This window comes from Pusillimonas sp. MFBS29 (genome assembly GCF_020687695.1).
In the GTDB taxonomy this organism is placed as follows: domain Bacteria; phylum Pseudomonadota; class Gammaproteobacteria; order Burkholderiales; family Burkholderiaceae_B; genus Pusillimonas_C.
In genome coordinates this window covers 1-13,430 of sequence record NZ_JAJEWL010000015.1, presented here as the reverse complement: position 1 = coordinate 13,430, position 13,430 = coordinate 1, and the positions used below count along the sequence as shown (strand labels likewise).

At 52.6% G+C, this 13,430-nt stretch carries 13 protein-coding genes; 4 read left to right on the top strand and 9 right to left on the bottom strand.

What is annotated here, in order from left to right; all coding sequences use genetic code 11:
• Positions 1-68: 68 nt before the first annotated feature.
• From LKR43_RS15740 to LKR43_RS15700, 9 genes are all read right to left on the bottom strand, one after another.
• The gene (locus LKR43_RS15740; RefSeq protein WP_227685155.1) at positions 69-926 is read right to left on the bottom strand and encodes a hypothetical protein; all 858 of its coding nucleotides are present in this window, start codon (positions 924-926) and stop codon (positions 69-71) included.
• A 313-nt stretch (positions 927-1,239) separates the two neighbouring features.
• Positions 1,240-1,992, bottom strand: coding sequence for an SDR family NAD(P)-dependent oxidoreductase (locus tag LKR43_RS15735; protein ID WP_227685154.1), 753 nt, complete (start codon positions 1,990-1,992; stop codon positions 1,240-1,242).
• A 38-nt stretch (positions 1,993-2,030) separates the two neighbouring features.
• Positions 2,031-2,546 carry an Ohr family peroxiredoxin gene (locus tag LKR43_RS15730; RefSeq protein ID WP_227685153.1) on the bottom strand — a complete coding sequence of 172 codons (516 nt, stop codon included), beginning with the start codon at positions 2,544-2,546 and terminating at the stop codon, positions 2,031-2,033.
• A 19-nt stretch (positions 2,547-2,565) separates the two neighbouring features.
• Entirely contained in the window at positions 2,566-3,321 is a 756-nt protein-coding gene (locus tag LKR43_RS15725; protein WP_227685152.1) for an SDR family oxidoreductase, read from the bottom strand.
• A gap of 112 nt (positions 3,322-3,433) precedes the next feature.
• Positions 3,434-4,456 carry a LysR family transcriptional regulator gene (locus LKR43_RS15720; RefSeq protein ID WP_227685151.1) on the bottom strand — a complete coding sequence of 341 codons (1,023 nt, stop codon included), beginning with the start codon at positions 4,454-4,456 and terminating at the stop codon, positions 3,434-3,436.
• Between the two features lie 82 nt (positions 4,457-4,538).
• Positions 4,539-4,946 (bottom strand): cupin domain-containing protein, encoded by a 408-nt coding sequence (locus LKR43_RS15715; protein ID WP_227685150.1) that lies wholly within the window; start codon positions 4,944-4,946, stop codon positions 4,539-4,541.
• A 54-nt stretch (positions 4,947-5,000) separates the two neighbouring features.
• Positions 5,001-5,921 carry an MBL fold metallo-hydrolase gene (locus tag LKR43_RS15710; protein ID WP_227685149.1) on the bottom strand — a complete coding sequence of 307 codons (921 nt, stop codon included), beginning with the start codon at positions 5,919-5,921 and terminating at the stop codon, positions 5,001-5,003.
• A 72-nt stretch (positions 5,922-5,993) separates the two neighbouring features.
• The gene (locus tag LKR43_RS15705; RefSeq protein WP_227685148.1) at positions 5,994-6,473 is read right to left on the bottom strand and encodes a carboxymuconolactone decarboxylase family protein; all 480 of its coding nucleotides are present in this window, start codon (positions 6,471-6,473) and stop codon (positions 5,994-5,996) included.
• A gap of 194 nt (positions 6,474-6,667) precedes the next feature.
• Positions 6,668-7,549, bottom strand: a complete 882-nt coding sequence (locus tag LKR43_RS15700; protein ID WP_227685147.1) for an RNA polymerase sigma-70 factor — start codon at positions 7,547-7,549, stop codon at positions 6,668-6,670.
• 327 nt (positions 7,550-7,876) lie between these two features.
• Here LKR43_RS15700 and LKR43_RS15695 point away from each other — a divergent pair, with 327 nt between their 5' ends.
• From LKR43_RS15695 to LKR43_RS15680, 4 genes are all read left to right on the top strand, one after another.
• The gene (locus LKR43_RS15695) at positions 7,877-9,376 is read left to right on the top strand and encodes an efflux transporter outer membrane subunit (RefSeq protein ID WP_227685146.1); all 1,500 of its coding nucleotides are present in this window, start codon (positions 7,877-7,879) and stop codon (positions 9,374-9,376) included.
• Entirely contained in the window at positions 9,373-10,944 is a 1,572-nt protein-coding gene (locus tag LKR43_RS15690; RefSeq protein WP_227685145.1) for an MFS transporter, read from the top strand. The genes LKR43_RS15695 and LKR43_RS15690 overlap by 4 nt, the downstream gene beginning before the upstream one ends.
• A gap of 26 nt (positions 10,945-10,970) precedes the next feature.
• Positions 10,971-11,990, top strand: coding sequence for an HlyD family secretion protein (locus LKR43_RS15685; protein WP_227685144.1), 1,020 nt, complete (start codon positions 10,971-10,973; stop codon positions 11,988-11,990).
• Positions 11,991-12,130: 140 nt separating this feature from the next.
• Positions 12,131-12,814, top strand: coding sequence for a DedA family protein (locus LKR43_RS15680; RefSeq protein ID WP_227685143.1), 684 nt, complete (start codon positions 12,131-12,133; stop codon positions 12,812-12,814).
• Positions 12,815-13,430 lie beyond the last annotated feature (616 nt).

The window sequence follows — 13,430 nt, the reverse complement described above, 5'->3', positions numbered from 1 at the left end:
CAGGAATGTAGACGTAACCGGTGCTACGTGGATTTTTGCGCAGGTCCGACGGAGTGATGGACTCAGCTTCACGGTACGTCAAAGATGGCTTGCCAGTTTGAGGGGGGACCATTTGAAAATGACTCGCCTTCGTTCTCATCGCCGTCCCAAGCGCCAATAAAGTCTTCAGATTGACCTGGGTGCATGAACAAGCCCAAGTGATACGGCCGCTTTGTTTTGCGTTGAACGTAACCTAGACGCCAATAATCTTCATTGTCGGAAAAAATAAACCCCTCGACTTCTATGGTAGCGATTTGATGAATATGGTCGTCAAGTACTTCGAAAGAAGATGGATCAGCATTCTTTGTTATTGAACCTTCCAATAGCTCGGAGTTGAACTCGGAAATTTCTGCAAGGATCGTTAAGAAATCTACGAGATCGTAGTTTTGCCCAAGATTTCTATCGCCGCTGGCGGGTGCTTTGTATGCAATAAGCTCTCGTTGTGCCTTGAGTTGCATGGCTGTTTTCTTCAACTCTGCCGCCAGATCCTTATCAAATTTTGCAATCCAATCGAATGCGACATTGATGGCGCGAGCGTGTGAGATTGCCATTAACTCGCCTTCGTTCCATTCCTCAGTGGGAATCATGTAAACGAGGCCGCGTAGTAGCGACAGTAAGGCGTAGTACTCAAAGTAGGGATTCGCAGAGCGCAGGCCTGAGTTTCGCGCAAACTCCAGGCTATTTAACAGCACCGTTGCATTAAGAATCATCTTGGTTGTGAAGTATGTGCGGCAGGACCATTCAGAATTCCTTTCACATGTCCAATCTTGGGTGAGTGTGGCGTATTGCGCGGCAATGCGGTTTGCAACTGTAGTTAATTTTCTCTCGGAACAAATATCGAACAGCCTTCGGTAGGAATATACCCACCGTCTCCCTGCATACTGCATGATTTCTCCATGAGGCCGAACAGTGATTAGACGGACCTGCTAGGTCCTTCTATGAATTGATATATACATCCCCATTATGTATTGCAAACCCTTCTTCCAACAAGGAGGTTGACCCGGCTGAGTCCATATCGCAACTCAAATGATGCGGACGCAAGAAAGTTCGCCGCGACATCCGCTATTGGGCTAAATCAATAATGGCCGGTCTTGGCCGAACTCGGTCTGTCACAGCAATCTCAAGTCTGGACCAAATCTGACAGACATCGGCAGATTAAGTCTGGTTTACTACATGTGATTGCCGAGCATTAGTGGTTTATCAGGTTACACTGAGCCCGCCATCGACCGTAAACACCTGGCCAGTGATCCATGCAGCATCGGGGGATGCGAGAGCAACGATCCACTTGGCCACATCGTCAGGTATGCCGCGTCGACCCAGCGGAATACGAGCGAGCTCGCTAGCTTTGACGCGTTCTATCTGCTCAGCCGATAACTTCATTCTCTCCGACAGGAAATTGCTTTCTGTAGGGCCTGCAGCTACGGCATTCACGCGTATGCCATCGTGAGCAAGTTCAAGTGCCCAACATCTGGTCATATGCTCAAGCGCCGCTTTGCTGGCTGCATAGTGTGAGAGAGCCTCTGCGGCTTTGTGTCCAAAGGTACTCGTTACATTGACAATGCTGCCGCCGGACAGCTTCAGATAAGGCAGGGCTGCTGTAGTCAACAATGATGGTCCAAAGACGTTGACAGAGAATATTTCATTGATTTGTGCAAAGCTGGCCTGTGATAGGGGCAGGATGGCACCGGCCCCAGCATTGTTGACCAGCACATCGAGACGTCCGTGTCGATGTATGAGTTCTTCGATAGTTCGCGCGGCGTCGGAGGGGTTACCTGCATCGGCCACGATGTAATCAACGCAAGAGCCGGTGCGTACGGCTTGCTCTAGTGCTTCCTGCCTACGGCCGGTGATGACTACGCGAGCACCATTGTTGGCAAACTGTGAGGCTGCAGAAAGGCCAATGCCGGCGCCACCGCCAGTCACCAGCACAACTTGAGTGTTGAGTTTGGTCATTGTGTTGTTCGAGAGTAAAAATTAGGGAATTCCCAGGGCTAACGTTCGTCAGTCTTGTCCGTTGAAACAAGCGCCACAATATTCGTGATGCCTTGCCGCGCCATCTTGGTATACGGACAAAAGCGTTCAGTATTGCGAACCAGCTCTTCAGCGATGGCTTGGTCTACCCCGGGTAAGTGAATTCTTGTGTGGGCAGTCAGGACAAACAAACCATCCATGGGGTCACGGCTGAAGTCAACTTGAACCTCTACCGAGCTATCAGGGATGGAGACTCCGTCGCGTGCTGCGAGCAAGCTGAGAGCGCCATGAAAACAAGCGGCATAGCCAGCTGCAAACAACTGCTCCGGGTTGGAGCCACCGCCGGGCCCACCCAGCGCTTCTGGCAGGCGCAGGTGGACGTCCAGATTGCCGTCATCAGAGCGTGCAATGCCAGATGCACGCCCATGGTTGGCATCACCGCCCGTCACTGTGACGGTGGTGGAATAAAGTGCTTTGGTATCTCGTCCACGATATTTTTCCAATAAGGATAAGAGTGGTGCTTTTAATGTGGCCATAATGTGCTGGGATTGTCACCTAATTCGATACGTGTGACTGGGCAAACCATGTATCAAAGTTCACAGCGCCAAGGCGGGGGTTAACCCCGGGCATCAGCGTGTCGCTTTTAAGCTCTGCACCGAAGTACAGGGCATGTTCGTCCTCTACCACGCTACGCGAATCAGAGATTGCCTTTAGGTAACGTTGGACCAGGTCAGATAGCTTTACACACTCTGGGCCAGCAATCTCGACTATGCCATTGCAGGGAGCACCAACTGCGTAGTCCGCCACCGCTGCAGCGACGTCACTCGAAGAAATCGGTTGGAAGAACGCAGGTGATATTTGCACGGTTTCTCCTGAGCTGCCTGCCTGCGCGATGCCACCGAGAAACTCGAAAAATTGCGTTGAGTGCACGATCGTATATGGCACGCCTGACTCTCGTATGAGCTTCTCTTGTGCTATTTTTCCGCGGAAATAGCCGCTTTGTGCGAGGCGGTCCGTTCCTACAACAGATAGGGCAACGTGATGTAGCACCCCGGCCGCAATTTCGGCGGCGAAGATATTTCGGCCGGAGGTTTCAAAGAACTCCAGCACATCTTTGTCGGCGAACGATGGAGAGTTGGCAAGGTCAACGACAACAGAGGTGCCTGCCATGGCTTGCGATAGACCCTCACCGGTGAGGGTGTTGATGCCTGTTGCAGGGGCTGCAGCAATAACTTCATGTCCTTGCGTTTTTAGTTTTTCAACCACTTTGGTACCGATGAGGCCAGTGCCTCCAATGACAACGATTTTCATAGCATTCTCCTGGGTGTGGGTAGGTATGAAAATTGTAGGGTTGAGCTCGGGCATGCGGTAGAGCCGGAGACGGACTCATGGTGTTGCATTGAGCGCATCAATGGAGGGTTCTTCAGGGCGCAGCCACGTTCACCAGCGTAGTCAGGCATTGCATATCGAGCGAACGAATTTGTTCGGTGATGTAGTCAACGAATACGCGAATTCTGGCAGGAAGCTGTTTGCGACTGAGATAGCATAGGTAGTGACCGCCATCATCTGGAGCATACTGTGCCAGACAAGCGACCAGTTTTCGATCCTTGAGCAGATCACATACCAGATAAGCAGGAAGTTGTGCAATACCCTGGTCGTTCAGTACGGCTTGCAAGATTAAATCCAAATCATTGAATGTATGGTGGGCGGACGGTACATATCTCTGGGCATAACCATTGATCTTGAACTCCCATTCTCTGGCGCGCCCCGAGGTCGTGCAGAAGTTAATGCAGTGGTGCTCAGGCAGGTCATTGATATGATGAGGTAGGCCGTAGGCCGCCGTATACCCTGGCGAAGCACATACGAACATCTGCATTGGAATCAACTGGCGGGCCACGATATCGCAGTCCTCCATTCGACCGTCTCGGAAAGATACGTCGATACGGTCAGCCGTGAAGTCAGCTGGACGGTCATCCAGCAGAAGTTCCAGCGTGATATCAGGGTACTGTGCATGAAAGCTTTGTAGCAGCGGAGCAATTACCTTGCGCCCGAAACCGAGCGTCGAGTGGATGCGTAGGTGCCCCCTTGGTGGGCCGTTTCGCAGTTCTCGCATGTCTTCCAGCGCTCGTATGATACGTATCACTCCTGGCTGGCAGTTTTCGTAGAATAATTCACCTTCTCGGGTTAATGATGTACTGCGCGTTGTACGGTGAAACAAACGAGCATCTAGCTGCGCCTCAAGCTTTTGCACGCTGCGGCTTACCGCCGAGCGTCCGATGCCCAGACGATCACTTGCACGCGAGAAGCTGCCTTCATCGGCGACAGCCAGAAATGCAATAACACCTGCATAACTAGTGACAAAGGTATTGGCGAGTGAGTCGGCCGTCCCGATAAGTGGACGGCGCGGCTGCTCGTGCGATGAGGAGAGGAAAGATTGAGTATTCATACCTGACTAGACGTATGAGTACTGCTCTCTGTGACGCTGTCGGTCTTGTTTTTTCAAACAGTTACATTGATGCCGAAGCAGCCTAATGTTCTGGAATAAAGAACGGTACGTTCTGATCCTTCAGCAGCAACACCAGAAATCTTGCTGGTTGCGTCTGACTGGCGTTCCGCCCTATGGTATGCAAGTCGTCGGGACCTTCATAGAAGCTTTGTCCTGGTGTCAGCGCCACTTCTTGACCGCCTTGCACTTGCATGATGATCGAGCCTTCCAGTACATAAACAAAGCTGTGTGCAAGATGTCTATGCACTGGATCCACGGCTCCGGGAGGATACTCGACAGTAATCATGAGCGCCTCCTTGTCTGGGTAATCATCCAGCGGCTTTGTCATAACCTGCTTGATAATCGCTTGGGGTGGGGCAGCATGGGCTACGCTAGTTAGTACGCCCACGATCATCACAAGGGTGAATACAGCGTATTTTAGGATAACCATAAGAAATCCTCCAAAAAAGAAAGCCCGATTGTTCGGGCCAGGCTTAACAAGTGATTAGTAGTCCCAGAATACGGGTACCCAACGGAAGGCATCGCCATCGACCGCCACTCGACCAACAGATGGAAACGGCAGGTGAGTTGCCACCAGCAGCTCGCCGGATGTTGCGACTTCCTGTAACAGGCCGCGTCGAACGCGAGCTGCTTCCTCAGGATCATGTTCGAAGCCGTTGTACCAGTCGGGGTGGTCAAATCCAACTGTAAAGACGGCGTCACCGGCGAAAGTTAGTCCTTCACCTTCAGACGCTACACGAATTACGACGTGTCCTGGGGTATGACCACCCGTACGTCGGGCAACCACCCCCGGAGCTACCTCGTATTCGTCCTCGAACGGTTGCAGGTAGCTGCCGTACTCCTTTATGAATCGGGTCGCAGTTGACCGAAGCGCATCTGGGAAGCCACTCGGCATCGACGTTCGGGAGAAGTCAGGCGACTCCCAAAACTTGACCTCGGCAGCCGCCACATGGATACGCAGATCGGATCGCAGCTGATCCTTCACACCTTCGACAAGTAGTCCACCGATGTGGTCCATATGCATATGAGTGAGTACCACATCGGTCACGCTGGCAAGGTCGATGCCAGCGGCCTGCAGTCGTTTTACGGTCTGTCCTGCTCGGGGCAGTTGCAAGTCAGGGTCAGATCCTAGTCCAGCATCGATTAGTATGATCTGCTCGCCACTGCGTACCACGACCACGTTCAGCGCCCAACCGAACGCGTCCGGCGGTAAGAACATGTCTTCCATCCAGGCGGCCCGGTCGACGGGATCTGCATTATGTCCGAGCATTGCGGTGGGAAGAGGTAGAACTCCATCGCTGATCACTAGTACGTCAATGTTGCCGATCTGCACTGCGTAACGTGATGGCACCAGATCCGCGGTTGCCACACAGTCGGGAGCTAAGGTGTTGTCTAAACTAAGCATGATTAAATCTCCAAATAGGTTTTTCGATGCCCCGGATGCCTGCCTGTAGGGCGACTGGGGGCAAGTCGTCGTTCAGGCGAGGTTGGCTTTGTCCAATCCGAAAGCCTTATCGGCCGAACCAGGGACAGTTTTGAATGCAACATTTGCGCGATTCCATGCGTTGATAGCCATCACGTCGAACGTCAAGTCGGAAAGCTCCTTTTCGCTTAATTGAGTGCGCACTCGATCGTAGATTTCGTCGGAGACGCCGTGTTCAGGTAGTTTCGTCAGGACTTCGGTCCAGGCGAGTGCTGCGCGTTCACGGGGTTCAAAGAGTGTGGATTCGCGCCATGCTGCCAAATGGTGGATACGAAGTTCTCGTTCACCGTGAATGCGTGCTTCCTTCACATGCATATCGAGGCAGAAGCTGCAGCCGTTCAACTGAGAGGCGCGAATCGATACTAGATCGCGAATTGACTCTTCGATAGTGGTGTTCTTCAGGGTGTTGCTGAACTGCATGAACGTCTTGAATAGTTCAGGTGATTGTTGGATGTAGTTGATACGCTGTGTCATGATTGCTCCAGAGGATTATGGGGACAGCGCCCTGGTTTACAGGACACCGATCACGGCAGAAGGCCGCGTGTCATCATGGTAGGTAGCAATGGTGTGTGGCGGTAGGCCTACAAACAGGCTCACAGTGTTGCCTTATGCGCATCAAATAGAGGCAGTCATGTGGGGGTGATCCCCGAGGCTCACCGACGAAGGCATCAGCGCCGCGAATAGGCTGCGGCGATGCGTATCAGCTTGGCGGGATTACGTTGAACGAAAATGCGGGCAATGTGTTCGTCCTCGACTTCGAACATTAATGCTGATTCGAGCTCACCCTGGATATAACGTAATAAAGCCCACTGCTCATTCAGTGTGGCAAGTTCAATGCGAAGCGCGGTCTTGTAGCGCAGTGATGCAGCCAAGAAAAGCTGTGCAATTCGTCTCCCACCGAGCATAGGTTTTGGGAAGCTGGTCATCTTACCGCCACCGTCGCCCATTAACACAGCATCGTCGGCGAGCAGAGCAATAATCCCCGCGAAATCCCCGCGTTCCAGCACTTGCGCGAATGTCTGCAATAAATGGTGTTGTGTTTTGGTTGACACGGTAGGGCGCGATTGATTGTTGCGTAGCTGTTTTCTTGCGCGGCTAACCAACTGGCGACATGCTGCCTGTGTTTTCCCTAGGGATGATGCAATCTGGTTATAGTCAGCATCAAAAACCTCGTGCAAAAGAAATGCTGCACGTGCTTCAGGCGTGAGTTGTTCGAGCAGTAGTAGAAAAGCCATGGACACGTCGTCGGCACGCTCTCGGATATCTTCCGGCGTGGCGGGAAATGCGGTCATGAGAGGCTCAGGCAACCATATGCCAGAGTATTGTTCACGTTGTGCCTTGATAGCGCGGAGCCTGTCAATAGATAAGCGGGTCGTGACAGTGACGAGCCAGGCTTCCTCGTTCTCGATACAGTGCTTAGCCGCTCCGTGCCAACGCAGCCACGCGTCTTGTACGATGTCTTCGGCATCGGCGACCGAGCCTAACATTCGATATGCGATTTGCTGCAATCGTGAGCGAAGCTGCTCAAAGATTGGTGCAGCTTCGTTCATGAGCGGATGACTATATCCGCACGTTTTTCAACATTGACGCGCGTTTCATAGTATTTCTGATACTCGATTTGTTTCACGATAATGTACTCGCAATTCGGTCTATTTCGTGTCCCCGTAAGTACTGACAATAGTTGATTGTTGTCCGATATACAACACCCTGAGCCCATTTACGACCCTTCTGCCGTGCTTCGGCTGCATTTAAGATTTGTTCTGAAGACGGTCACAAGAATGTCTTTGCAATGCCGGTGCATGATCCGGCGGGACACCGCCATGAACTCAAGACCAATGCTTTCACAACTGCATCAGTGTGTACGTGCTGTGCTATGCATGGCTTCTCTGGTCGGCTGCACGGTTGGGCCCAATTTCATTCCACCTGACAGCGAACTTAGCCAAGTGATACTAGCGCCCAGGACAGGCTACAGGGTGCCACTCTCGATTTCTGACGCTGATGTGCCCAAAATGTGGTGGTTAATATTCGACGACCCGCTGTTGGCGAAGTTGCAGCGGCGTGCACAGGATGACAATCTGGATTTTCAGTTGGCGTCCGAACGTATTGAACAAAGCCGTGCACAGCTTGGTATTGCATCGTCACAGCTGTTCCCCAGCGTGAGTGCCGACTCCCGTTACACGCGTGAGCGGCTCAGCGAAAATGGCAAGTTCGTCGCTTTAGGCGCGCCTGCGGGGCCTAGTGACTTTTGGCAGATTGGATTTGATGCTAGTTGGGAGATCGATCTGTGGGGCAAGGCGCGACGAGTGCGAGAAGGAGCCACTGCGTCCATGGAAGCGATTGGGTATGACCGCGAGGCAGTCAGGGTAGCGGTATCTGCCGAAGTGGCCCGTACTTATTTGCGGCTACGTGGAATACAGTCCCAGCTGGACATTGCTCAAGAGAATCTCGCCGTTGCGCAGCGTACCTTGAAGCTGGCTGAAAGCCGTGTGCGCAATGGCGTCGCAACGCGATTCGAAACCTCCTCGGCCAGAGCGCAGCTGGCTACGAATAAGGCCATGGTGCCTGAGTTGATCTCGCGAAGAAATCAGCTGATGAACGCGCTTGCCTTGCTATTGGGGGAGAGGCCTCGCGCACTTGATGCGGCGCTAGGTAAAGCAATGCCCTTGCCGACGCTTCCAACTAGCGTACCAGTTGGTATCCCTTCTGAACTGGCTCACCGACGTCCCGATATTCTGCGCGCTGAAGCGAAGCTCCATGCTGCCACTGCAGCTATCGGCATAGCGAAGGCTGATTTCTACCCGCGTATAGGCTTAAAAGGAAGGATTGGGGTAGAGGCATTCGAAAGTGGAGATCTAGATAGTTGGGATTCCCGCCTTTTTTCGATTGGCCCAACGATTTATCTTCCTATTTTTCAGGGCGGTCGATTGATGCAACGCCTGGCTCTGAATGAATCACGACAGAAATCCGCTGCGATCACTTATAGGCAAATAGTATTGCGAGCCTGGCACGAAGTGGATAATGCGCTCGACGCCTGGGCTGCCCAGCAGCGTCAGTACAGTGAGCTGCTGGTTTCATATGAACAGAACAAGCAGGCTCTGCGTACTGCTGAACGCGGTTACCAACAAGGAGCTGCTGACTATCTTAGTGTACTGACGGCGCAGAGGAGCCTGCTCGCCAGCCAAACCAGACTCAACGCTAGTGCAACCGACGCTGCACTGACCGTAGTCAATCTATACAAATCGCTGGGCGGCGGGTGGGACCCGGAGGGACAGAATGCTGAGTCGTCGATTCTCGGCGATGACTCGTTGATATCCTCGGCATCAGAGACTACTGCTACCGTCTTGTCGGTCGCAGCACAGTCACAGGTGAAGCAATGAGCGGCGTCGCATTGTCGCAGCCGGTGGCCACCCCGGCACTTGGGGCGCCGATGGCAGGTTTCTCCATTCGGCTCATGGTGGGGCTGACCGGCATTTTCATTGCCGCCATGATGGCAGGGTTGAATAATCGCGTTGGTGCATTGGCTCTTGCGGATATACGTGGGGTGCTTGGATTCGGTTTTGATGACGCTTCCTGGATCACCACCGGGTATAGTGCCGGAGAGTTAATTGCGATGCCTTTCTCGGCGTGGTTTGCCATAACGCTCTCGCTGCGCCGCTTCGAGTTGTGGGTGCTGGGTGTCAGTGCGCTGTTGGCTTTAGTTTTGCCTTTCATCCAGGATATCAAGCTGTTGTTGCTGTTGCGCGTGTTACAAGGTGTGGCCTGCGGCACGATGATTCCACTGCTTATGATGGCGGCCCTGAAGTTCCTGCCGCCGCCCATACGCTTGCATGGGTTGGGTCTATATGCAATGACTGCCACTTTCACGCCGAACCTCTCTATTTGGCTGGCAGGCTACTGGGCTGATGGTCTGCTCGACTGGCGTTGGGTGTATTGGCAGACCATTCCGCTGGCCGTCGTCTCAGGGTGTTTAATAGCCTGGGGATTGCCAAAGGAGCCCGTCCAGGTCTCGCGCTTCCGACAGGCCAACTGGTTCGGCATGGCTTGCGGGTTGCCCGCTCTTGGTTTGATTGCAGTGGCATTGGGGCAAGGCGAGCGGCTGGATTGGCTTCATTCGCCATTGATCGTGATATCACTGGCCGTTAGCCTGGTGCTGCTGTGCATCTATCTGCTGACCGAATGGTATCACCCATCACCATTTATCAAGTTGCAGATCCTGGAACGCAGAAATCTGGCACTGGGCTTCACGCTGTTCATCTTCCTGCTGGTGGTGCTGATATCCAGCTCGTTATTGCCATCAGGCTATCTTGGGCTCCTTCAAGACTACCGGCAGAGACAGATGGCGCCTATCGGTCTCATCGTCGCCATCCCGCAGCTCTTCCTCGGGGCTGGAGTGGCCTTGTTGCTATATCAAAAATGGTTCGATGCACGACTTATGTTTGTGCTGGGACTTCTGCTGATTTCGCTGGCATGCTTCTTCGGTGCGCAATTAACCTCTAACTGGAATCGCGATCAGTTCTTCTTGGTGCAAATCTTGCAGGCATTTGGTCAGCCTATGGCCGTGATATCGATGTTATTTCTATGCACGAGCGTTGTGCAGCCTCCGGAGGGCCCATATGTGTCCGGTATCGTCAACACGCTGCGAGCCTTCGGGGTTTTGCTTGGTGCTGCCGTGGTCGGCCACCTGGTTACGGTACGCGGGCGCTTTCATGCCGAGATGCTCCTGAACCATGCCGCCCTTACAAGCAATCCCTCATCGCTTTCGCCTGAGCCTTCGATGCTCGCCCTGATCATTAGCCGGCAATCGTTGGTGTTGTCTATTGGGGATGCCTATCGTGTGATGGGCATTCTGGCTCTGCTCTTGATTCCGTTAGTGCTGCGACTTAGTTATATCCCTGCACCGGATTCGCGGACGGCAACGATAGCCTCTTCTGTTTCATCTTCCTAATACGAACAACCATCATGGCATTACCAATGAAAGCCAAGATTATTGTTGCGCTACTGTCGCCTGTAGTGGTAATCAGCAGCGTGCTCTGTCTTAATCGCCACGAATCGAGGGCGTCGACGCAATCGACAAACGATGCATATGTGCAAGCAGACTTCACTATGGTCGCGTCTCAAGTATCGGGTGTTGTCGAGGATGTATTGATCGAAGATAACCAACACGTAAAGAAAGGGCAAATGCTCGCCACCATAGACGATCGCGATTTCGTCGTGGCGGTAAACGCAGCAAAGGCGCAAGTATCCAGCGCACAGGCTACCATTGCAGGTCTGAAAGCGCGCTTGATGCAACAGGGCTCCACTATACGGCAGGCACAAGCAGCGGTGGCTGCAAGCGAAGCCGCGCTTAAGTTGGCCAAAACAAATCACAAGCGTTACCGCAATCTAGCCAAAGATGGCTCGGGAACGGTGCAGGCTCTACAGCAGTCCGAAGCACAGTTGAACATTCAGCAGGCTGCGCGCGAGAAAAGCCAAGCCGGTCTGGAAAGTGCTCGGCAGCAGGTGGATATTCTGAAGGCTGATCTGGCAAAAGTAGAGGCGGCACTGGCACAGGCGCGCTCCGCCGAGGCAGCATCGGAACTCAAACTTTCTTATACCCGTATCGTTGCACCGATTAGCGGCACAGTGGGAAAAAAGTCAGTCCGTATTGGCTCGTTCATCCATGCAGGAAAGCCGTTGCTGGCGATAGTTCCCCTAGACGCAGTCTACATAAGGGCAAATTTCCGAGAAACGCAACTGGCGCGCGTGCAAGAGGGGCAGACTGTAGATATCGAGGTAGATGCCTTGCCCGGAGATGAGTTGAAAGGAACTGTAGACAGCCTCGGGCCGGCCAGCGGAGCCAGCTATTCTCTACTTGCCCCGCACAATGCTACCGGCAACTTCACGAAGATCGTACAGCGCTTGCCTGTGCGCATACGAATTGATCCCGGTCAGCCTTCGGCAGCGAAACTGAGGGTAGGCATGTCTACAACGCCAACGATTCGTATCGAGTAAATAAGCAGTTCAGCAAAATGATGACCCGCTTCGATTGATGCCTGGAGGGCAATATAGTGAGAACTTCTTTAGGCCTACCGCGTAATGAAGCGACTCCCTAGAATTGACTTTACACAGAAAGATCAAACGGAGACAACATCATGGACTATTTGCTTCACCTAGTGCGAGTGACCTTCGAACAGCACACCGAGCTACTCTTGTCCGTAACGGTTTTTCTGGAGCAGGTCGGTTTGCCTATGCCTGCCTATCCCTCACTAATTGTCGCCGGCTCGCTCCCGGCAACCATGGCTGGTGCAGCCTCACTTTGTGGGATGCTCGGTATGGCTGTTCTCGCTTGCCTTTTGGCCGACCTCGTGTGGTACTGGATGGGTCGCCGGTTCGGCAGCATATTGACGCGTAGAATCTGCCATTTGTCCATGTCACCAGAAGTGTGTGTCATGCGTAGCGCCAGCTTTTATCAAAAACACGGACTTAACGCATTATTGGTTGCAAAGTTTTTGCCAGGCGCTGGCATAATGACGACACTGCTTGCAGGAATGAACAGGACAAGCTTGCGCAAATTTCTTGTTTATGACGCGATGGGTTCCATGATTTGGGCAGGCTCCGCGCTGGTTTTGGGATATATTTTCCAGGACACCGTTTCACAAGCGTTAGCGCTCTTGCCCCCTTTTGCATATCTTGGTGTCATCGCGATGATTTTGATCGTTCTTACCTATTTAGCAGCACGATGGCAGAGTCGGCATAGAACAACTCCTCTCATTAAACTCGCACCGCTTAGTACGATTTCAATACTGCAGCAAGCCAGTGCCGACGAGGAGCCATAGCGTAACGCCGCGCAAAAATCTAGCTCAATTGGATTTCAAGCTGGCGTTTTGTAGCTGTCGCAAGTAGATAAAACATCGAAATGCTTCAGCACCAGCAAGCGCGATTAGGCTCTCGTAGATATGCTCCCCTAACCGGGTGGAAAACTCGAACATTGATTTGGAGCAGGCCGTATAGAGGGGCGATATCTCAAAGCGTTTGATTCTCTCCTTCCTTTGATGCACACTCACTGCTTAGGGAGGTAGGCATGAAAACTCGGTTGAAAACCCCCTTTTTAATCAATGCTTTATTTTCTGTGCCATCTTTTGCTTTATTTCTGAACGAAGTGCCACCTTATGCTTTATTAGCGATATCGATGAGGCGGCTAAGTCCATGGTTTGGTGCCAACTTATGCTTTATTTCGTGCCAACTTATGCTTAACGCCACAGTTGGGGTTTTTTCTTGCCTGATCGCGCCGGTTCCCGCGTGTTGTTGAGGGTTCCTGCAAACGCCTGCGGACGGCTCTTCCCCATTATCGGGGGATCAGCACATTCTTCAAACTCGGTTAATCACACCATTCCAACCGCATTGAGCCAAGACTCTTAATCGGTAATTCTCAAAATTCCTAAAGCCATACGC

Bases quoted from the DNA above. Each gene is read 5' to 3' on its own strand.
- LKR43_RS15730 (WP_227685153.1), bottom strand. From the start codon at position 2,546: ATGGCCACATTAAAAGCACCACTCTTATCCTTATTGGAAAAATATCGT.
- LKR43_RS15720 (WP_227685151.1), bottom strand. From the start codon at position 4,456: ATGAATACTCAATCTTTCCTCTCCTCATCGCACGAGCAGCCGCGCCGT.
- LKR43_RS15705 (WP_227685148.1), bottom strand. From the start codon at position 6,473: ATGACACAGCGTATCAACTACATCCAACAATCACCTGAACTATTCAAG.
- LKR43_RS15695 (WP_227685146.1), top strand. From the start codon at position 7,877: ATGGCTTCTCTGGTCGGCTGCACGGTTGGGCCCAATTTCATTCCACCT.
- LKR43_RS15690 (WP_227685145.1), top strand. From the start codon at position 9,373: ATGAGCGGCGTCGCATTGTCGCAGCCGGTGGCCACCCCGGCACTTGGG.
- LKR43_RS15735 (WP_227685154.1), bottom strand. From the start codon at position 1,992: ATGACCAAACTCAACACTCAAGTTGTGCTGGTGACTGGCGGTGGCGCC.
- LKR43_RS15715 (WP_227685150.1), bottom strand. From the start codon at position 4,946: ATGGTTATCCTAAAATACGCTGTATTCACCCTTGTGATGATCGTGGGC.
- LKR43_RS15725 (WP_227685152.1), bottom strand. From the start codon at position 3,321: ATGAAAATCGTTGTCATTGGAGGCACTGGCCTCATCGGTACCAAAGTG.
- LKR43_RS15685 (WP_227685144.1), top strand. From the start codon at position 10,971: ATGAAAGCCAAGATTATTGTTGCGCTACTGTCGCCTGTAGTGGTAATC.
- LKR43_RS15740 (WP_227685155.1), bottom strand. From the start codon at position 926: ATGCAGTATGCAGGGAGACGGTGGGTATATTCCTACCGAAGGCTGTTC.
- LKR43_RS15700 (WP_227685147.1), bottom strand. From the start codon at position 7,549: ATGAACGAAGCTGCACCAATCTTTGAGCAGCTTCGCTCACGATTGCAG.
- LKR43_RS15710 (WP_227685149.1), bottom strand. From the start codon at position 5,921: ATGCTTAGTTTAGACAACACCTTAGCTCCCGACTGTGTGGCAACCGCG.
- LKR43_RS15680 (WP_227685143.1), top strand. From the start codon at position 12,131: ATGGACTATTTGCTTCACCTAGTGCGAGTGACCTTCGAACAGCACACC.